The following is a 19587-nucleotide window of genomic DNA, read 5'->3' on the forward strand; positions in this document are numbered from 1 at the left end:
GCAGCTCACTGCGCCGGCGGCGCCACCAAAGCGGCCGCCAGCGCTTCGACCGAGGCGCCAGAGCCTTCGGCCACCGCGGTCAGGCTTTCGCTCGGGTCCGCGACGGTAAAGCCCGCGGCGGTGAGTTTTGCCGCAAGCCCGGCGCCATCGGTGCCAAAGATCGGCGCCACGTCCGTCACCGAGCCCTGCATCACTTTCATCGCCAAGGCAAATTGCGGCGGGCCCGAGCGGCCTCCCCCCGAGGGGATCGCAAAGGGCACGGCAACGGCGAGCGACACCGCCAGGCCAATCCACATCGGCGCGCGCTTGAGATAATTGGCGATCGAGCGCCAGTTCTTCCAGGCATGGAGCACGAAGGGCGCGATCAGCACCATCGAAAGAACCTCGTGCATTTCGTGGAAGCTCGCTTGCCCCACATGGAAGAACAGCGCGACGCCCGAGACGAGCGAGACAAGGAAAAGGCCGGTAATGAAGGGGGTGGCGTAACGGCTAAGAACAGCGTTCATGGCATGTCTTTCTAAGGTTTGTGACGGAGCATAGGCCCCGCTTGGGAAGGTTCCTTCACCAAACGGGGCGCTCCCCCAACTCCGTCGCCGCGGGACAAAAATTTCTTTATTGCCCGGTGTGTTGCGCACCCGCCATGCGGCGGCCCCGAGCGCGCCTCAAGCCTCTGCGGCGCTTTGAAGCAGCCGCAGGCAGACATCGGTTGCCTGCGCCATGTCCTGCACCGAGATCCATTCGAGCGGCCCGTGAATGTCTTGCATGCCGGTGAAAATGTTCGGGCAGGGCACCCCCATCTCGGTCAGGCGCGAGCCATCGGTGCCGCCCCGGATCGGCACGGAGAGGGGCGTGATTCCGGCGGCGCGGCAGGCCTCGCGGGCAAGCTCGACCGGGGTCATGTCCTTCTCGATCCAGTAGCGCATGTTGCGGTATTGCGGCTTGATCGTGCAGGTGATGGTCGCGCGCGGCTCGATCGCGGCAACGGCGGCGCAGACCTGCTGCAAAAGCGCGCCGCGCGCGGCAAGGCCCTCCAGCTCGAAATCGCGCAGGATGATGGAAAACTCGACCTCCGCCGCCGTGCCCGCGATGTTGGTGATGTGCCAGAAACCGTCGCGGCCCTCGACCGCCTCGGGCGTCTGCGTGGCCTGCGGCAGCATCTCGATGATCTTTGCGGCCAGATGCAGCGCATTGACCATCTTGCCCTTCGCGGTGCCGGGGTGGGTGGAAACGCCCACCACCTTCACCTTCGCGCCATCGGCCGAGAAGCTCTCATATTCGATCTCGCCCACCGCGCCGCCATCGAGCGTATAGGCGAAATCGGCGCCGAGGTCTTTGGGCAGGCGGGCCTCAACGCCGCGGCCAATCTCTTCGTCCGGGGTGAATGCAAGGCGCAGTTTTCCGTGCGCAATGGTGGGGTTGGCAATCAGATGCTCGGCGAGTGTCATCAGAATCGCCACGCCCGCCTTGTCATCCGCGCCCAAAAGCGTGGCGCCCGAGGCGGTGATCAGATCATGGCCCAGCTTCTCGCCCAGATAGGGGTTGTGCGCGGGTGAATTCACCAGCCCCGGCGCCTCCGGGTAGGTGATCTCGCCGCCATCATAACCGCGGATCACCCGCGGCTTCACGCCGGTCGCATTATAGGCGGGGGCCGTGTCCATATGCGCGAGCATGCCGATCACCGGACCCTTGGCGGTGGCCGGAACGGTGGCGAGCACGGCGCCATATTCGGTGATTTGCACCTCTTCGGCGCCGATCTGGCGCAACTCCTGCGCGAGAATATTCGCAAGGTCGAGCTGGATCGCGGTGCTGGGCGCGGTCAGGCTTTCCTCGTCGCTTTGCGTGTCAACGGCACAATAGCGGATCAGGCGCTCTTCGAGGCGGGGGCAAAAATCGGTCATGTGAGGCTCCTTTGGCGCAAATGGGCGCCCCTGCCCCGGCAGTGTCAAGCCTTGCCCGAGCGCTTCGGGGCAGCTAAATCAGCCCTCCAGCCCGGAGGAACGCATGGACACCGCCACCCGCATTGCCCGCACCATCGCCACCGAAATCAACGCCACGCCCGCGCAGGTCAGCGCCGCCGTGGGGCTTCTGGACGAAGGCGCAACGGTGCCCTTTGTCGCGCGCTACCGCAAGGAAGCGACCGGGGGGCTTGATGACACGCAACTGCGCAAGCTTGCGGAACGGCTCGATTATCTGCGCGAGCGCGAGGCGCGGCGCGCGGCGATCATCACCTCGATCACCGATCAGGGGAAGATGACGGACGATTTGGCGAAAGCTTTGGTGGCCGCCGAAACCAAGGCCGAGCTTGAAGATCTTTACCTGCCCTACAAGCCCAAGCGCCGCACCAAGGCGATGATCGCGCGCGAAAACGGCCTTGCCGGGCTGGTCGACGCGATTCTCGCTGACCGCAGGGCCGTGCCGGAGGCGCTGGCGGAGGGATATCTCGGCGAAGCCGTGCCAACGGTGAAAGAGGCGCTCACCGGGGCGCGCGAGATCGTGGCCGAGAGCCTTGTCGAGAACGCGCCGCTGCTCGGGAGCTTGCGCGATTTCCTTGCCCGGGAAGCGTATCTGAGCGCCAAGCTGGTCGAGGGCCAGCAGGAGAAGGGCGCGAAATTCTCGGACTATTTCGACCACCGTGAGCGTTGGGCCGATGTGCCGAGCCACCGCGCGCTCGCCATGCTGCGCGGCGCGAATGAGGGCGTGCTGACGCTCGACATCGCGCCCGATGACGAGGGCAAGGCGCGCGCCGAGGCGATGGTGGCCGCCGTGCTGGAGGCCCGCACGGCCACGCCGGGCGATACCTGGCTGCGCGCCTGTGCGGGCTGGACCTGGCGGGTGAAGCTGAGCCTGTCCATGATGCTCGACCTTCTGGGCGAGATGCGCGCACGCGCGCAGGAAGAAGCGATCCGCGTTTTTGCTCGCAATCTCAAGGATCTGCTTCTGGCCGCCCCGGCGGGCGCAAAGGCGACCCTGGGCCTTGATCCGGGCATCCGCACCGGCGTGAAAGCCGCCGTGGTCGATGCCACGGGCAAGCTTTTGGCCACGGATACGCTCTACCCCTTCCCGCCCAAAAGCGACATGCGCGGCGCGCAGGCGGCGCTTTTGCGGCTGATCACGGCGCATCGGGTGGAGCTTATTGCCATCGGCAATGGCACCGCGAGCCGCGAGACCGAGCGGATGGTGGCGGAAACGCTGAAAATGCTCCCCGCCAGCGTCAAGGCGCCGGTGAAAGTGGTGGTCTCCGAGGCCGGCGCCTCGGTCTATTCCGCCTCTGAACTCGCCGCGCGCGAGTTTCCCGAACTGGACGTTTCTTTGCGCGGCGCGGTTTCGATCGCGCGGCGGCTGCAAGATCCGCTTGCCGAACTGGTGAAGATCGAGCCCAAATCCATCGGCGTTGGCCAATATCAGCATGATGTTGACCAGTCCAAGCTTGGCCGCGCACTTGAGGGCGTGGTGGAAGATGCGGTGAACGCGGTGGGGGTTGATCTCAACACCGCCTCAGCGCCGCTTCTTGCCCATGTCTCGGGGCTCGGGCCGGGCCTCGCGGAGGCGGTGGTCGCGCATCGCGACACGAATGGCGCCTTCAAGAGCCGCAAGGAGCTTCTCAAGGTCTCCCGCCTCGGGCCGCGGGCGTTTGAGCAATGCGCGGGCTTTTTGCGCATCACCGATGGCGCCGAGCCGCTTGATGCCTCCTCCGTCCACCCCGAGGCCTATGATGTCGCCCGCGCCATCGTGAAGGCCTGCGGGCGCGACATTCGCAGCCTGATGGGCGACAGCGCAGCGCTGAACCGGCTGAAAGCGCAGGATTTTGTCACCGAAAAATTCGGCCTGCCCACGGTGCGCGACATCTTGAGCGAACTCGAAAAACCCGGCCGCGACCCGCGCCCGAGCTTTGTCACCGCGGCCTTTGCCGAGGGGGTCGAAGACATCAAGGATCTGCGCCCCGGCATGCAGCTTGAAGGCACGGTGACGAATGTCGCCGCCTTTGGCGCCTTTGTCGATATTGGCGTGCACCAGGACGGGCTCGTCCATATCAGCCAGTTGGCCGACCGCTTCGTGAAAGATCCGCATGAGGTGGTGAAGGCGGGCGATGTGGTGAAGGTGCGCGTGACCGAGGTTGATGTGCCGCGCAAGCGCATCGGGCTCACCATGCGCAAGGATGGGGGCAGCTCGGCGCGCGAGGACCGCGCCGCCCGCGGGCCCGAGAACGCAAAGGGGCCCAAGGGCAAGGCGCCGATGCAGGCCGGCCCCAAGGGGGGCGAGAGCACCGGCGCGCTTGGCGCCGCCCTTCTCGATGCCATGAAGCGGCGCTGAGCAGCCCCGCAAATTCCCTGCACCTGCCGCGCTTTGGCCGCAAAGCGCGGCGAGGCTGGGGCAATGGCTGAAAACGGCCCGCCCGCATGGAGAACCCAAATGCACAAGCTGTTCCGCCTTCTGGCGCGCCTGCGCCCGACCGAAGACGCCAAATTTGCCGCGCGCCTTTCAGCGCTGTGCAGCGCGCCGCAGAGCGGCTCCGCGCATGGGCATATTTCGCCCTTCCGGGCGGCCCGCGCCTGAGCCTCAGAAATCGACCTCGACGCCCGGCAGATTGAGCATCCGCACCAGATCGCGCAATTCCTGACGCGCCGCGACATTGGAGATGTTGAGGTTCTCCACGCCGAGATCGCGCAGATCCAGAAGCGTCATGCCGCGCGGGAAAAGCTCGCGGAAGATCACCCGCTCTGAAAACCCGGGCGCAACGCGAAAGCCGATCCGCTTGGAGAGCTGGTCGAGCGCCTCGCCCACCTTGCGCTTGTTATGCGCTTGCTGCGCCCCCATGCGGTTGCGCAACACGATCCAGTCGATCGGTTTCAGCCCCGCGCGCGCGCGCAATTGCCGCGCCGACCACACCATTTCGGAATAGATCGAAGGGCCGGTCACTTTTGAGGTTTCCGGGTCGATGCGGGCGAGCAGGTCGAAATCGATGAAGCTGTCGTTGAGCGGCGTGATCAGCGTATCGGCGAGCGAATGCGCGACCTGGCTCAGCCGCGTATGCGAGCCGGGGCAGTCGATCACCACGAAATCGCAGATCGGGTCGAGTTCGGCCACCGCAGTGGAAAGCCGGTGGTCATAGGGGTTTTCGCCGGGGGCAAGGGCTGCCGGATCGGCCTCGGGCAGCTCGCGGTATTCCGGGCTCGGCAGGTCAAGCCCTTCGCGCGCCACGAAGGCGAGCCGGTTCTCGACATAGCGCCCAAAGCTGCGCTGGCGCAGATCCAGATCAAGCGCGCCGACCCGGTGCCCCATGCGCACAAGCGCCGTGGCCAGATGCATGCTGGTGGTGGATTTCCCCGACCCACCCTTCTCATTGCCGACAACGATGATATGCGCCACTTCAGCACCCCGTTTTTCGGCCCCGACGGGCCCGACGTTTATAGGACGCTCCCGCTATCGGGGAAAGAGGCGCGGCGCAAGGGGGCTGCGAGATGCGCGTTCTGCGCGCCTCTCGCGGCCAACCGGCAGATTTCCGCCCGGCTCGACCGGCCCCTTCACCTCTGCAAAGTGCCTGCAAAACACCCTTTTCTGCCCCGCGACCGGCTGCGCCAAGGCATGCAGCACAAATCCCCTGTATTTGTATGAAATTTTTGCCCAGTCATTAACATCGGGTTAACCTTGAAATGGTCTCTTGGCACTATCGGACAAGAAGCCTTTGTCGGCCCCCCCGGCAAAGACGGCGGAGGTCTCGGATGACGATTGAACTGGTGAGTGCACAGCTTGGCCGTGGGGCCCCCCTTCCCGCCGCCCCCCTTCCCGGCCCCGCCGCGGAGCCCGCGCCGGGGTTCTCGTTTGATGGCGATGGCCGCATCCTTGCGGCCGATGCAGCGCTCTGTGCCCGGCTCGGCCATACCCCTGAACAGGTGCTGTCTGAGCCGCTGTGCTCGCTCTTTGACGCCGCAGATCACCCCGCCCTCACGGCATGGCTCACCTCGGATGCGACCGAGGCCACTCTGTCTCTGGCGGCCTCCGCGCGGCGCTTGCCTTCCGCAACCGGCACGCTGCAGCTGATGCTGCTGCGGCTCGGCCCCGGGCTCGCGGGGCGCGGCCTGCTGGTGGAAAGCCCGCCCGCCGGCAGCGCGGCGCGCGCGCAAGACCCGCTCTCGGTGCTGATCGAGAGCGCCGATCTCGGCTTTTGGCAGTGGAACGTGCAGACGGGCGAATCGATCCTGAGCGAGCGCTGGGCGGAGATACTCGGCTACCAGCTGAGCGATCTCGCCCCGATCGACGTGGAACGCTGGGCGGGGCTGTGGCATCCGGAAGACCTGCGCCGGGCCCGCGCCGAGCTCGAACGCCATTTTGCCGGCGAAAGTGACTGGTACGAGATCGAGGCGCGGCTGCGCCACAAATCCGGCCGCTGGGTCTGGGTGCGCGATCTTGGCCGGGTTCGGACCTGGACCGCGGATGGCCGCCCCGAATGGATGTCTGGCATCCACCGCGACATCGACGCGTGGAAACGGCGCGAATCGCGGCTGCTGCAATCGCAAGATCTGCTCGAGCGCGCCGGCATGCTGGCCGGCCTCGGCGGTTGGGAAGTTGATCTGCGCAGTGGCGAGCTGTTCTGGTCGGACGAGACCTGCCGCATTCATGGGGTTGCGCCGGGCTATACGCCGACGATGGAAGGGGCGATCGCCTTTTACGCGCCCGAAGGTCAGCCGCTGATCCGCGCCGCGATCGCGCGCGGCATCGAACACGGCATGCCCTGGGATATTGAACTGCCAATCCTGCGCCCCGATGGCGAGCGTGTCTGGGTGCGCGCGGTGGGCGAGGCGGCCTTCGAGGATGGCAAGCCCGTGCGGCTGAGCGGCGCCTTCCAGAATATTTCCGACCGCAAGGAAACCGAGCACCAGCTGGCCGAGGCCGCGGCAGTGGCGCAGCGCGCGCGCGACCGGCTCAACACGCTTGCCGACAATGTGCCTGGCGCATTGTTCGAGCACCGCCAGCATGTCAATGGCGAGGTCGACCTGCCCTATTTCAGCGCCCGCCTGCCCGAGCTTCTGGGCGTGACGCGCGAGGAAATCCTTGCCGATGGCACCGCCGCGGCCAAACACATCCACCCCGAGGATGCCGAAATGCTGGGGCGGGCCATCGCGGAATCTCGCGCGCAGATGCGCCCGCTCGAGATCCGGTATCGCCTCAATCATCCGCGCCGCGGTCTGCGCTGGATGAGCCTCGATTCCATGCCATGCCACGCCCCCGACGGCTCGGTGACATGGCACGGCAGCGTGTTCGACGTGACCGAGGAAAGCGAGACCGTCGAGGCCTTGCGTGTTGCCCATGAGCGGCTCAACACCATCGCCGAGAACGTGCCCGGGGCGCTGTTCGAATACCGCCGCGAAGTCGACGGGCGCACGTGGTTTCCCTATTTCACCCAGAAATTGCCTGACCTGCTCGGGATCGCGCCGGAGGATTTCGGCCGCGACCCGGAACGCTCCTTTGGCAATGTGCCCGCCGAAGACCGGCAAAAGATTGTGGCGCGTTTCGCTGCTTCGCGCGAAACCCTGACGCTGGTGGAGTTTCGCACCCGGGTCGGCCTTGAGGCCAGCGATCAGCGCTGGCTGCATGTCTGGGCCGCCCCCGTCGCCCGGCCCGACGGGGCGCTCACCTGGTTTGGCATGGCGCTCGACATCTCCGACCGCGTTGCCGTCGAGGCGCAGGCCGAAGCCGCCGCGGAAGAGCTCCGCCTTGCCCATACCCGGCTCAACTCGATCACCGACATTGCGCCGGTGGGGCTTTTTGAATTTCGCCGCTACCCGGACGGGCGCACCGAATACCCCTATGCCAGCGCCCGCTTCAAGGAACTCCTCGGCGTCGGCCATCTTGAATTCACCGGCGTCGGCACCGCAATGAGCGACCGTGTTGTGCCGGAAGACCGGGCGAAGATGAACGTTCTGACCGCCGAAAGCGCGCGCAAACTGATCCCCTGGCGGATGCGGTTCCGCTTCCTGCATCCGCAGCGCGGGCTGATCTGGCTCAGCGCCTCCTCACAGCCGGTGCGCCAGAACGACGGCACGATCGTCTGGACCGGGGGGCTGCACGATGTCACGGCCGATGTCGCGCGCGAGACCGAGCTGGAGCGCGCCTATGGGCTGGCGGAACGGATGCGCGCGCGCAACGAGCATCTGGCGCTGCACGACGGGCTCACCGGCCTGCCAAACCGGCGCTATTTCGACCGCCGTCTCGAAGAGCGGATGCAGGCCGCCCGTGCGGGCACGCTGGCGCGCGACTGCGCCCTGATCCAGATCGACATCGACCACTTCAAGCATATCAACGACACGCTCGGTCACGAGGCGGGCGACCGCGCGCTGTGCCGGGTGGCGGAAGTGCTCGAAACCTGCCTCGGCCCGGACGATTTCGCGGCCCGGCTTGGCGGCGACGAATTCTCCGTGTTGCTGGCGCCCGGGCGCAGCCGCACCGAAGCCGAAGCGATTGCCACGCAGATGCGTGCGGCCCTGCGCGCGCCGTTCCACTATCGCGGCACGCAAAGCCGGATCAGCGCGAGTTTCGGCATTGTCTGCGTGCCCGATGTGACCGGGCTCACCGAGGAGTTGCAGGTCAGCGTCGATGCCGCGCTGTATCGCGCCAAGGCGGCGGGCCGCGACCGGATCGAGGTGGTCTCGGGCAATCTGACGCGGCGGCTGCATGACAACCGCACACTGGTGATGGATCTGCAGGAAGCGCTGGAGAGCGAAGCTTTCGAGCCGCGCTTTGTGCCGCAGATCTTTACCCGGACGGGCGCGCTTGCGGGGATTGAGGCGCAGTTGCGTTGGCGCCATCCGAAGCGCGGGTTGCTGCCGCCCCATGTGTTCCTGCCTTTGGCGGAACAGGTGCAGATCTTGCCCGAACTCGAGCGCATCCTGATTAACAAGAGCGAGACGGTGCTTGCCGGGCTGCGCGCACAGGGGCTTGTGGTGCCAAAGATCGGCTTTGATCTCGACACCGATCACCTCCCCCATCCCGAACTGCTCGCGCCTTGGCGCGACCGCGATTTCGGCACGACACAGGTTGCGGTGCAGTTGCGCGGCCCGTTGCGGCTTGATGCGGCGATGGGGCAAGGCCGCGCGCAACTGCGTCAGCTCAAAGAAGCGGGCATCGCCATCGAAATCGCCGGATTTGGGGCCGGGCCAACGGCGTTGCTCGAATTGATGGAGTTGCGCCCCGCGGCCCTGAAAATTGCTCCGGCGCTTGTCGCTCAGCTCAATCGCGGTTCCGAGAACGACACGCTTGTGCGCGCGGTGATCAACCTTGCCGGCGCCCTTGGCTGCATGACGATTGGCGAGGGGGTCGAGACCGAGGCAGAGGCCAGGGCGCTGCGCGCGCTTGGCTGCGACGTGATCCAAGGCACGGCCTGTGCGGCCCCGCTTGATGCCGCCCAGCTTGCCGATTACATTGCACAGCTGCCGCCGTTTCCGGCCCTTCTCCCAGACTCCGGGGATCACTTTCTGGCCCGCTGACAGCGGCGCTTGCAGATCACGCAGATGTGCCGTCCATAAGCGCCGCTTTGGGCGCAAAAACCGACGCAGTCCTTGCCATATCGCGGGCGATACGCCAGTTTCTGCGCGATTTGAGCGACCCCGGACCCGCGGAGGACAGGATTTCATGCATGAAGACGCAATTGCCCGCAGCTATCGGCGCTGGGCGCCTATCTATGACAAGACTTTCGGCAAGATCACCCATGCCGGGCGCCACCGCGCCGCGCATGAGGTGAACACGACAGGCGGCAAGGTGCTTGAGGTGGGCGTGGGCACCGGCCTCGCGCTGGCGCTTTATCAGCCGCATGTGGAGGTGACGGGGATCGACCTTTCCCCCGAAATGCTGGCGCAGGCAAAGGCCCGCGCCGATCGCGAGGGGCTCGCGAATGTGCAGGGGCTGCATATCATGGATGCCCGCCATCTCACCTTTGCCGATGCGAGCTTTGATCATGTCGTGGCGCTGCATATCATGTCGGTGGTGCCCGAGCCGGAGCGCGTGATGGCGGAAATGGCGCGGGTCTGCCGCCCCGGCGGCACGGTGCTGATCACCAACCATTTCGCGCAGCAGTCAGGAATTTGGGGCTATGCCGCAAAAGCCGCGGCGCCGCTCGCCGACGCGCTTGGCTGGCATTCCGATTTCGAGCGTGATCAGGTGATGGCCGAGCCGCGGCTGGAACTGATCGAGGAACACCGGCTGCCGCCGCTTGGTCTGATGACCTATTTGCGGTTCCGCCGCCGTTGACCACCTCCGGGGCGCCTGAACGCGCCCCGGCTCTCCGCCTCCGCAGCGCCGCCTCAGCCGCGCCGCGACTCCGCGTAGATGAAGCCCGAAACCGGATAGGGGCGGCCAAGGTTGCCCGGCTCGCTCATCACCCGCACAAGGCTCCAGTCATTCTTTTTCGACACGTCGATGACGGTCATCCCGAACGAAAGCTGGTTGCGGCGCCAGTTCGCATGGTCAATGCGGATCTCGCGCTCGGAGATCACCTCGGACACCACGGCAACATGGCCAAGCGGCAGTTTGCGGGTGGCAGAGAAGGCCATCACGGCGCCGACTTTCGGCGCATGGCTGCGCTCGTAGCGACCATCGGCCTGCGACCACCAGGTGCGGGCATTGCCGCGCAAATCGACCCCGGAGGCGTTGCGCGCAAACGGCACGCACCAGACGCGTTGGCCGCGGGCCCGCAGTTCGTGCGCCACCGAGACGGCAAAGGCCTTGCGATCAGGGTCAATCTGCGTCGTGTCGTCTTGCGGGCTGGCGAAGCGCATCTGCCCTTCGGCGTCGCGCCCGACGCAGGCCGAAAGGCTGGCGGCAAGGCTGATTGCAAGCACAAGTTTAAGGGCACGCGCGCCCAGAGTGGAAAGCGTCGTCATCGGTTCCAGTTGAGTCTGTTGAACACTGCTCGTTATTGACCGTTCGTTTACCGTCCTCGCCGAATTCCGAAAACCCCCCGGATGCGCGCACCCCGGCAGACCGGCGGAAACTCGCCGCTTCAGGGGTTACGCACCTGTTGCAGAGGGAACCCGGTCAGACCGTGTGCAGATAAAGCGCGTAATCGACATCGGCGATCCAGCGCGCCACGCGGTCGAGCTCGGCTGCCTTGATCGCGGTGAAGGTGCGGTGCATGTCTGCCCCGAGCGCATCGCGCAGAAACGCCGAGCCTTGCGCCGCTGCAATCGCCTCTCGCCAATCACGCGGAATCGCCGCCGCTTCCGCACTCTCGTCGGCATAGCCGTTGCCAGTGGTCTCCGGGCCGGGGTCGATACGGTTTTTGAGCCCGTGGCGAATGCCCGCCAGCACCGTCGCCGCCACCAGATAGGGGTTGGCATCCACCCCCGCGGGCCGGTGCTCGATGCGCCGCGCCGCCAGCGGGCTGACGGGAATGCGCAGCGCCACAGAGCGGTTGTTCACCCCCCAGTTCGGCGAGACGGGCGCGTAGCTCTGCCCCACGAACCGACGCCACGAATTGCCGTGCGGCGCGAAGACCAGCATCGATTCGGCCATCGTCGCGCGCAGGCCCCCCAGCGCATGCCGCAACGGGTCGTTCCAGGTGCCTTCCTGCGCTTCGGCAAAGATGTTGCGCCCGGAGGCATCGCAAAGGCTGACGTGGAAATGCATGCCGGAGCCGGCATATTTCTCGACCGGTTTGGCCATGAAGCAGGCCACCACCCCATGCCGGCGCGCCTGCAACCGCACGATTCGCTTAAGCCGCACAAGGTCATCGGCGGCCTGCATCACATCCTTGCGGTAATCGAGGGTGAGTTCATATTGCCCCGGCGCATATTCGGAAATCACCGTTTCGGCGCGAATCCCCATCGCCTCGGCCGCGCGGTAAATATCCGAGAACAGCGGCTCCATCCCGTGCAGATGATCAACCGAATAGACCTCGGTCCAGTCGGAGCGTCGCCCGTCGAGCACCGCGGCGGCCGGGCGCACGCCCTGCGCGGTATCGGGATCAAGGAGGAAGAATTCAAGCTCGAAGGCGCCCGCGGGGGAAAGCCCCTCCGCCGCCATCGCCGCCACTTGCCGGGCAAGCGCATGGCGCGGGTCGGAGCGCATCTCGCTGCCATCGAGATGATACATGCTCATCAGCACTTCGCCGCGCGCGGGCTGCGTGCCATGCAGCGCCTTCAGGCTCCCCGGCACCGGCCAGGCGCGCAGATCGCCATCGCCCTGATCCCAGATCAGCCCGGTCTCGTGCACATCCTCGCCCACGATATCGAGGCCGAGAATCGAAATCGGAAAATGCCGCCCGCCGGTATAGATCCCCATCAGCTCATGACGGCGGATGATCTTGCCGCGGCCAATGCCATTGGCATCGTGCAAAACGATGTCGATGGCCTCGATCTCGGGATGGGCGGCCAGAAAGGCCTCGGCTTCTTCTGGCAGGGCACCGTTGGGGGCTGGCATGATCTCGGCTTCGCTGAGGCAGGCGCAGGGCCTGCGGGATCGCGCCAGATCATCACGCAGTGGCGGCAAAGGCAACCGGTCGCAGGCCGCCAATCCGGGCAGTGTTATCGCAAACTGACAAGGCCCGGGCAGAGCCCGGGCCTTGTCTTGTCCGCCCCCGCTGGCGCCGGCTCAGTGCACGCGCGCCATCACCTCGAAATGGTGGGAGTTGATCAGCAGATGGACCCCGATCGAGGCGAAATAGCCCAGCGCGATCGCCCAGGTCCATTTCAGGTGCCCCGAGAAGGTGTAGAGCCCGCGGGCCTGCCCCATCAGCGCCACGCCCGCTGCCGAACCGATCGACAGGAGCGAGCCGCCGACGCCGCAGGTGAGCGTGATCGTCAGCCAATCGCCATGGCTCATCTGCGGGTCCATCGTCAGCACCGCAAACATCAGCGGGATGTTGTCGACCACTGCCGAGAGCGCGCCGAGGATCATGTTGGCAGGCGTCGGGCCGAGGCCCTCGTAGAGCGTGGTGGAGAGCATGTCGAGATAGCCCAGCACGCCCAGCCCGCCTACGGCGAAGATGATGCCGAAGAAGAACAAAAGCGTATCCCATTCGACGCGCTCGAACTGCTTGAAGCTGTCGAGCACCAGCTCTTCCCGTTGCAGCCGCTTGCCCTTGCGGGTGAGGAAATAGGTGAAGATCTGCATGTAGCCGAGCCCCATCATCATCCCCATTGCCGGCGGCAGATGCAGGAAGTTCTTGAAGCTGATCGCGGTGATGATGGTCGCGGCAAAGAGCCAGACCACGACCGCGCCGCCCGGCTTCATGCGGGCATTGTCGGTGGTGGGGGGCGGCACGTCATGCGGCACGGCAAAGGACATGATCAGCGCCGGCAGGCCCCAGTTCACCAGCGAGGGCAGCAGCAGCACGAAGAACTCGAAAAACTCGATCACGCCCTTTTGCCAGACCATCAGCGTGGTGATGTCGCCAAAGGGGGTGAAGGCGCCCCCGGCATTGGCGGCAACCACAATGTTGACGCAGCCCGCGGTGACGAATTTCATCGAGGTCCGCCCCACGGCAACAACGACGGCGCCCATCACGAGCGCGGTGGTCAGGTTGTCGAGCACGCCGGAGAGGAAAAAGGCCAGGATGCCGGTCAGCCAGAACAGCTTGCGATAGCTCAGCCCGATGCCGACAAGCTTGGCACGCAGCGCATCGAACACGCGCCGCTCTTCCATCGTGTTGACGTAAGTGATCGCCACCAGCAGGAACAGGAACAGCTCGCCATATTCCTCGACGATGAACGTGGCATGTTCATGCGCCACATCCGACATGTCGTTCATTGCATAGGCGATGCCGATCAGCGTCCAGATCAGCCCCGCCGCCAGCATCACCGGCTTGGATTTCCGCATATGGGTGGATTCTTCGAAAATCACCAGCACATAGGCGCCGAGAAAGATCAGGACTGACAGGATGCCAAAAAAGCTCCCGGTCAGATTGAGTTCGTGCATCTGTTCGCTCTCCAAACTGCTCCGCCCATCGAGGACCAGCCCGGAAGCGCTTTGCGCCCCTGAAGATCGTCCCGTAAGGCACACGGCCACGTGGGATCTGTGCGGCCGGGCCGCTGCCGGGTTTAGCCGGTCACTCACGTTTGCGCAAACTCTATCGACCTGAGAGACGCGCACAAGCGCAACGGCGGCCCCGATTTCGCACCGGATGCAAACGCCGTTCCAAGCCCGGCTGTCAGGGCCGCCGAGGGGCCGCCAAGGGGCGCCGCCGCCCGGACAGCGCCTAGGCCCGCTGCGCCTCTATCCGGCGCAGCGAACGTGGCCGATGCCCTTGCGGGCAACCTCGTCGAGCGCCTCGGGATAGCCCGCATCCGCATAGCGGATCACGCCGAGCGCCGTGTCATTGCTCAGCGCGCGGCGCAGCCGGTCCTCGGCGCTGGCACTGCCCTCAGCGACAATCGTTACCCCCGCCGAGGTCATGTAGCCCGCATAACCGCCCCCGCCCGAATGCACGGTGACAAGATCGGCGCCCGAGGCGCAGAGCGTCATCGCATCAAGGAGCGGCCAGTCCGCGATCGCATCGGAGCCATCGCGCATGTTCTCGGTCATGATATTGGGATGCGCCATCCCCCCGGCGTCGAGATGGTCGCGCGAAAAGGCCACCGGCCCGGCAAGCTTGCCTTCCGCCACCATCCGGTTCACCGCCAGCGCGAGGTCGGTGCGCGCGCCATGGCCGAGCCAGGCAATGCGCGCGGGCAGCCCCTCAAACGGCACATTCTCGCGCGCGAGCCGGATCCAGTTCGTCACGATCCGGTCATCGGGGAACATCGCGAGCACCAGATCGTCGATGCGGCGGATGTCCTCCTCCTCGCCCGAAAGCGCCATCCAGCGGAACGGGCCGATGGCACGGGCAAAGAGCGGGCGCAAATAGGCCTCGGTGAAGATCGGAATGTCGAAAGCGTTCGCCACCCCGCCCTGCTGCGCCTGCGTGCGGATCAGGTTGCCGTTGTCAAACACTTCGGCGCCGCGGCTCTGGAAAGCCAGCATCGCCTGCACATGCTGCGCAATCGAGGCCCGCCCGGCCTCGATCAGCTCTTCGGGGTTTTGCGCCCGCAGCCGTTGCACGCGCGCAAGGTCATAGCCCGCAGGGATGTAGCCATAAACGAGATCATGCGCCGAGGTCTGGTCGGTGACGATATCGGGGGTGATGCCGCGCCGCGCGATCTCGGGGTAGATCTCGGCAGCATTGCCGATCAGCGCCACCGAGAGCGCCTTGCCCTCGGCGCGGGCGGCGTCGATCATCGCCAGCGCGCTCTCCAGATCGGGCGCGATCGCATCGAGAAAACCGATTTCGCGGCGCATCTCGGCGCGCGCGGGATCAACCTCGACACACAGGATCGCCGCCCCCGCCATGCGCCCGGCCAGCGGCTGCGAGCCGCCCATGCCGCCCAGCCCGGCCGTCAGGATGAACCGCCCCGCGAGGGTGCCGCCAAAGCGGCGCTCGGCAATGCGCATGAAGATCTCGTAGGTGCCCTGAATCACGCCCTGCGAGCCGATGTATTGCCACGCCCCGGCGGTGAGCCCCCCCCAGCAGATCAGCCCCTTGCGCTCAAGCTCGTAAAAGACCTCGGCCTTCGCCCATTGCCCCACGATGTTGCAATTGGCCATGATCACCATCGGCGCGCCCGGATGGGTCTTGAGCAGCCCCACCGGCTTGCCGGACTGGATGATCAGCGTTTCATCTTCCTCGATCTCGGTGAGGCTCTTGACGATGGCCTGATGGGCGGGCCAGCTCCGCGCCGCCTTGCCAAGCGCGGCATAAACCACGAGCCGCTCGGGCGCCTCACCCACCGAGAGCACGTTTTCAAGAAGCCGCAACAGCCCCTCGGCGCGCCAGGTCCGCGCCCGCAGCTCCGGGCCGCCGGGGATCGGAAAATCGGGGTGGCGCGGGTTGGCTTTAGGCATTGGTCTTCTCCAGAGCATAGGGCGCGAGGGCGATCCCCATCGCCTTCTCGCAGGGTGGGTAAACGGCGGGATCGAGCACCCCCGCCCCCAGCGGCAGCAGCGTCTTGGGCACATGGAGCACATGCACGCGCATGCCCTCGCGCAGCTCGCCCACCGAAAGCGGCTCCGCCGCGGTCGAAAGCGTGGTGATCACATCGGGGAAAGAGGCGATCCGGTTGCCCTCGGCATCATCAATCGCCATGTATTCGTTCATCACATGCAGCGTGATCGCGCGCGCGCCGTCCCCCACAGTCACCGTGCCGATGTCGAACGCCTCGTTGGTGTAACGCACCTCTTTGCGGGTGATCACGCCCTCGGCCAAAAGCCGCCCGCCGGTTTTTTCAACAATCGCATCAAGGATCGCGGCAGGCCCCTTCGGCGCGGCGGCAAGGATCGCATGGCCCAGATCAAGCGCCATCGAGATGCCGCCAAGCGCCGCATTTTTTGCCACATAGGCGGCGGGGAGCGGGTTGCGGGCAGAAGCGATGAACCCGCCCGACATATCCGAGGCCGTGCGCAGGATCGGCGAGACTTTCGCCGTGGCGCCGCGGGTCACCAGCTCGATATAGCGCCCCTCGGCGCGGTTGCCGCCCACTGCGGTCTGGATCATCGGCTCGGGGCTGCCCGCCATGCCAATCGAGCCCATGTCGCCGGTTGGATGGGCGCGAATATCGCCCACGGCATCAACCACCTTGCAGCCGAGCGCCGCAGCCGGAAGCCAGCCGTTCAGCGTTGAGCTTTTGCCATTTTGCCCGACCATGAGCCCGGCCACCGGAGTGCCAAGCGCCTCGTTGAGAAGCTGCACCGCCTTGACGTAATCGCCGCCGCGCATCTCCCATGCCGTGGTCGAGGCGGGCGCCCCGATCGCGGCTGCCGTCGCCACCCAATCATCGGGGGAAAGCTCGTCGATCGAGACAAGCTCGGGGCGGCCCATGCCAAGCGCGGTGCGGCCCAGCATGCGGCCATGATCGGCCCAGCCGCCGCCACCCGCCGCATAGACGGACCCGCCGCGCACAGCGGGTTCGATATCGGCTTCGGTCAGGATGCGTTTCATGCGGGATCTCCTTCGGTTGCCGCGTCGAAGGCAAGCACGGCCTCGGCCATCACTTCTGCCCCCAAGGCGATATCTGCGGTTTCCGCCCATTCCTCGGGGCAGTGCGAGCGGCCCTCGCGGCAGGGCACAAACAGCATCGCGGCGGGCGCGATCCGGGCCAGAAAGGCCGCATCATGGCCCGCGCCCGAGGCCATGTGCAGCGCGCGCGCGCCACAGGCCTTGGCCGCCGCCTCCAGCCGGGCAATCAGCTCCGGGTCCATCGGCGTTGGCAGATTGTCCGAGAGCACCCGGCTTTGCGCTGCGATCCCGGCAGGGAGGGCGGCAAGCGCGGTCTCGAGCCAGACGAGAAACGCCTCCATCTGCCCGCGCGCAACCGCCCGCGCATCAATCAAAAGCCGCGCCGTGCCCGGCACCACATTCGCCGCGCCCGGGGTGATCGCGAACTCGCCCACCGTGGCGGTGAAATGCACGCCCTTCGCGGCCTCAGCGCGGGCCTTCGCATCAATCGCCTGCACCAGTCCCGCCGCCGCCACCAGCGCATCGGCGCGCAAATGCATCGGCGCCGTGCCCGCATGATCGGGCCGCCCCGTCAGGAGGATCTCGATCCGGGTGATGCCGGCGATTGCGGTGACAAGCCCGATATCGAGCCCGCCGCTTTCGAGCACCGGCCCCTGTTCGATATGCAGCTCGAAAAAGGCGCAGATGTCGTCGCGCTTGGACTCCCGCTCCGGGTCTCCGCCCACCGCGCGCAAAGCCTCGGCAAGGCTGCGCCCGTCATGGGTGAGGGTGAGCCAATCCGGCGGGCGCACCCCGGCCATCGCCCGCGAGCCGATGCAGGAAACGCCAAAGACCGAGACCTCTTCGGCCAGAAAATCGGCGATGCACAGATCATGGCGCAGCGTGAGGCCGCGCTCTTCCAGCATCCGCGCCACTTCGAGCGCCACGACCACCCCCGCAACACCGTCAAAGCGGCCGCCATCGGGCACGGTGTCGGAATGGCTGCCAAGGCAGATCGTGCCCCCCCCCGCGCGCCCCTTGCGGGTGCCAAGCAGGTTGCCGCCCGCATCCGTGGTCACCTGCAGCCCCGCCGCGGCGAAGCGCGCGGCGAGCCATGCCCGGCCCGCATCGAAACGCGGCGAGAAGGCGCGCCGGGTCCAGGGCCGGTCGGGGTCGGTGATCGCCGCAAGCGAAGCCAGATCGGCGGCGATGCGCTCGGCATTGACGCGCAGGTTTCTCATGCGTGCACCGGCGCGCGCAGCCCGAGCGGGCGGGCGGGTCGCACAAAGCGCCCGGTGCCCGGCGCCGCCACCGTGGCGCCGTCAAACACCTGCGCGCCGCGCAGCCAGGTGGCCGCAACGGTCCAGGGCAGCACCATCCCGTGATAGGGCGACCAGCCCGCCACGGAGACCCGGCTCGCCGTCGCATCATAGCGTTTCTCGACCGGTTCGAGCACCGTCAGATCGGCGTCGCGCCCGAGGGCAATGCCGCCCTTGGCAGGATCAAGGCGGAAGTGGCGGGCGGGGTTTTCCGCCATCAGCCGCGCCGCCCAGACCGGCGAGATCCCGCGCGCGAGCGCCCCTTTCAAAAACAGCGGCACCATCACCTCCAGCCCCGGCACGCCAGAAGCGTTTTTCAGCATTTCCGGGTGGGTCTTGCGGTCCTCCGACCAGCTCACATGGTCGGTCGAGACCATCGAGACATTGCCCGCCGCCACATGGCGCCAGAGCTTTTCCACCTCGGCGCGCGGGCGCACCGGCGGGTTGATCTTGGCCTTGCCGCCAAGCCGCGCCACGTCGTTTTCCTCGTCGAGCGTGAGGTAATGGATGCAGGCCTCGATGGTGGCGTGATGGCCCTCGGCGCGGTAGCGCGCGGCGATCTCGTAGCCGCGGCCAAGCGAGCAATGCACCACATGCGCCGGGCAGCCCGTGGCCGCGCCGGTCTCGTAAATCTGCAACAGCGCGAGGATCTCGGTCATCGGCGGGCGCGAGAGCCCATGCGCGCGCCAGTCGGTGATCCCGGAGGCTTCGACCGCGGCGATGGCATCGCGCACAAAGGCATCGTCTTCATTGTGCACGCCCGCGGCCAGGCCGGTTTTTGCCACCTCGGCAAAGCAGGCCATGAGCAGCGCGGGCGGAATGCGCGGAAAGCGCTTCGGATCGGTGCCGAAGGTCGAGAACTTGTAGCCGCAGACCCCGGCCTCGGCCTGCTCGGCGATGCGGGCGGGGCCGTCTTGCGGGTCGATGGTGCCGTAAAGCGCCACATCGACGCGCGCCTCCGCCTCGGCCTGCGCGGCCTTCAGGCGCACCGCCTCTGCCGAGCACACAAGATTGCCCTCGTCATAGGGCATGTCGACGATCGTGGTGACGCCACCGGCCGCTGCGGCGGCGGTTGAGGCAGCAAAGCCCTCCGCGCCCTTTTGTGAGAGCGAATGCACCTGCGCATCCACCGCGCCGGGCAGGATCATAGCGGCGCCAAGCGCATGGCGCTCGCGGGCCGCGGGTGGGGCGCCCTCGCCGATCAGCGCCACGCGGCCATCGCGCACGGCGACAAAGCCGCCCTCGACTTCACGGTCGCACAGGATCACACGCCCGGACAGGACGAGATCAAAATCGGACATCGGATCA

At 66.5% G+C, this 19587-nt stretch carries 14 protein-coding genes; 4 read left to right on the forward strand and 10 right to left on the reverse strand.

Annotated features, from left to right (window positions below; all coding sequences use genetic code 11):
- Positions 1-5 precede the first annotated feature (5 nt).
- Positions 6-506 (reverse strand): DUF4405 domain-containing protein, encoded by a 501-nt coding sequence (locus tag ACFSM0_RS01050; RefSeq protein ID WP_377385863.1) that lies wholly within the window; start codon positions 504-506, stop codon positions 6-8.
- A gap of 156 nt (positions 507-662) precedes the next feature.
- On the reverse strand, positions 663-1898 hold the full coding sequence (gene pepT, locus ACFSM0_RS01055; RefSeq protein WP_377385866.1) for a peptidase T: 1236 nt from the start codon (positions 1896-1898) through the stop codon (positions 663-665).
- A 103-nt stretch (positions 1899-2001) separates the two neighbouring features.
- Between pepT and ACFSM0_RS01060 the strand changes: the two genes are divergently transcribed.
- Both ACFSM0_RS01060 and ACFSM0_RS01065 read left to right on the forward strand, forming a co-directional pair.
- Entirely contained in the window at positions 2002-4311 is a 2310-nt protein-coding gene (locus tag ACFSM0_RS01060; protein ID WP_377385869.1) for a Tex family protein, read from the forward strand.
- A 99-nt stretch (positions 4312-4410) separates the two neighbouring features.
- Complete coding sequence (locus ACFSM0_RS01065; RefSeq protein WP_377385872.1) at positions 4411-4554, forward strand: hypothetical protein; 144 nt, start codon at positions 4411-4413, stop codon at positions 4552-4554.
- A 3-nt stretch (positions 4555-4557) separates the two neighbouring features.
- On the opposite strand, the gene ACFSM0_RS01070 is transcribed toward ACFSM0_RS01065, so the two are convergent.
- A complete protein-coding gene (locus ACFSM0_RS01070; protein ID WP_377385875.1) occupies positions 4558-5367 on the reverse strand; it encodes a division plane positioning ATPase MipZ in 810 nt (269 codons plus the stop codon).
- Between the two features lie 353 nt (positions 5368-5720).
- On the opposite strand from ACFSM0_RS01070, the gene ACFSM0_RS01075 reads away from it, so the two are divergent.
- Both ACFSM0_RS01075 and ACFSM0_RS01080 read left to right on the forward strand, forming a co-directional pair.
- Positions 5721-9482: a sensor domain-containing protein gene (locus tag ACFSM0_RS01075; RefSeq protein ID WP_377385878.1), complete on the forward strand. Its 3762-nt coding sequence runs from the start codon at positions 5721-5723 to the stop codon at positions 9480-9482.
- A gap of 145 nt (positions 9483-9627) precedes the next feature.
- Positions 9628-10242 carry a class I SAM-dependent methyltransferase gene (locus tag ACFSM0_RS01080; RefSeq protein ID WP_377385881.1) on the forward strand — a complete coding sequence of 205 codons (615 nt, stop codon included), beginning with the start codon at positions 9628-9630 and terminating at the stop codon, positions 10240-10242.
- A gap of 53 nt (positions 10243-10295) precedes the next feature.
- Here ACFSM0_RS01080 and ACFSM0_RS01085 read toward each other — a convergent pair whose 3' ends face one another.
- The 7 genes from ACFSM0_RS01085 to ACFSM0_RS01115 all read right to left on the reverse strand — a co-directional run bounded on the left by ACFSM0_RS01085 (position 10296) and on the right by ACFSM0_RS01115 (position 19580).
- On the reverse strand, positions 10296-10874 hold the full coding sequence (locus tag ACFSM0_RS01085) for a CHAP domain-containing protein (RefSeq protein ID WP_377385883.1): 579 nt from the start codon (positions 10872-10874) through the stop codon (positions 10296-10298).
- A gap of 154 nt (positions 10875-11028) precedes the next feature.
- Entirely contained in the window at positions 11029-12411 is a 1383-nt protein-coding gene (locus ACFSM0_RS01090) for a glutamine synthetase family protein (RefSeq protein WP_377385886.1), read from the reverse strand.
- Between the two features lie 171 nt (positions 12412-12582).
- Positions 12583-13908, reverse strand: coding sequence for a sodium:proton antiporter NhaD (gene nhaD, locus ACFSM0_RS01095; protein WP_377385889.1), 1326 nt, complete (start codon positions 13906-13908; stop codon positions 12583-12585).
- 297 nt (positions 13909-14205) lie between these two features.
- Complete coding sequence (locus ACFSM0_RS01100) at positions 14206-15870, reverse strand: urocanate hydratase (protein ID WP_377385892.1); 1665 nt, start codon at positions 15868-15870, stop codon at positions 14206-14208.
- Positions 15863-16963, reverse strand: coding sequence for a DUF917 domain-containing protein (locus tag ACFSM0_RS01105; protein WP_377385894.1), 1101 nt, complete (start codon positions 16961-16963; stop codon positions 15863-15865). Before ACFSM0_RS01105 ends, ACFSM0_RS01100 begins: the two co-directional genes overlap by 8 nt.
- Positions 16960-18201, reverse strand: coding sequence for a Zn-dependent hydrolase (locus ACFSM0_RS01110; RefSeq protein ID WP_377385897.1), 1242 nt, complete (start codon positions 18199-18201; stop codon positions 16960-16962). The genes ACFSM0_RS01105 and ACFSM0_RS01110 overlap by 4 nt, the downstream gene beginning before the upstream one ends.
- The gene (locus ACFSM0_RS01115; protein WP_377385899.1) at positions 18198-19580 is read right to left on the reverse strand and encodes a dihydroorotase; all 1383 of its coding nucleotides are present in this window, start codon (positions 19578-19580) and stop codon (positions 18198-18200) included. The genes ACFSM0_RS01110 and ACFSM0_RS01115 overlap by 4 nt, the downstream gene beginning before the upstream one ends.
- Positions 19581-19587: the final 7 nt, after the last annotated feature.

Source organism: Rhodobacter lacus (genome assembly GCF_042683065.1).
In the GTDB taxonomy this organism is placed as follows: domain Bacteria; phylum Pseudomonadota; class Alphaproteobacteria; order Rhodobacterales; family Rhodobacteraceae; genus Rhodobacter; species Rhodobacter lacus.

What these genes read in the sequence shown, in the direction of transcription:
- ACFSM0_RS01050 (WP_377385863.1), bottom strand. Translation starts at nt 506, where the DNA reads ATGAACGCTGTTCTTAGCCGTTACGCCACCCCCTTCATTACCGGCCTT.
- pepT (WP_377385866.1), bottom strand. Translation starts at nt 1,898, where the DNA reads ATGACCGATTTTTGCCCCCGCCTCGAAGAGCGCCTGATCCGCTATTGT.
- ACFSM0_RS01060 (WP_377385869.1), top strand. Translation starts at nt 2,002, where the DNA reads ATGGACACCGCCACCCGCATTGCCCGCACCATCGCCACCGAAATCAAC.
- ACFSM0_RS01065 (WP_377385872.1), top strand. Translation starts at nt 4,411, where the DNA reads ATGCACAAGCTGTTCCGCCTTCTGGCGCGCCTGCGCCCGACCGAAGAC.
- ACFSM0_RS01075 (WP_377385878.1), top strand. Translation starts at nt 5,721, where the DNA reads ATGACGATTGAACTGGTGAGTGCACAGCTTGGCCGTGGGGCCCCCCTT.
- ACFSM0_RS01080 (WP_377385881.1), top strand. Translation starts at nt 9,628, where the DNA reads ATGCATGAAGACGCAATTGCCCGCAGCTATCGGCGCTGGGCGCCTATC.
- ACFSM0_RS01085 (WP_377385883.1), bottom strand. Translation starts at nt 10,874, where the DNA reads ATGACGACGCTTTCCACTCTGGGCGCGCGTGCCCTTAAACTTGTGCTT.
- ACFSM0_RS01090 (WP_377385886.1), bottom strand. Translation starts at nt 12,411, where the DNA reads ATGCCAGCCCCCAACGGTGCCCTGCCAGAAGAAGCCGAGGCCTTTCTG.
- nhaD (WP_377385889.1), bottom strand. Translation starts at nt 13,908, where the DNA reads ATGCACGAACTCAATCTGACCGGGAGCTTTTTTGGCATCCTGTCAGTC.
- ACFSM0_RS01100 (WP_377385892.1), bottom strand. Translation starts at nt 15,870, where the DNA reads ATGCCTAAAGCCAACCCGCGCCACCCCGATTTTCCGATCCCCGGCGGC.
- ACFSM0_RS01105 (WP_377385894.1), bottom strand. Translation starts at nt 16,963, where the DNA reads ATGAAACGCATCCTGACCGAAGCCGATATCGAACCCGCTGTGCGCGGC.
- ACFSM0_RS01110 (WP_377385897.1), bottom strand. Translation starts at nt 18,201, where the DNA reads ATGAGAAACCTGCGCGTCAATGCCGAGCGCATCGCCGCCGATCTGGCT.
- ACFSM0_RS01115 (WP_377385899.1), bottom strand. Translation starts at nt 19,580, where the DNA reads ATGTCCGATTTTGATCTCGTCCTGTCCGGGCGTGTGATCCTGTGCGAC.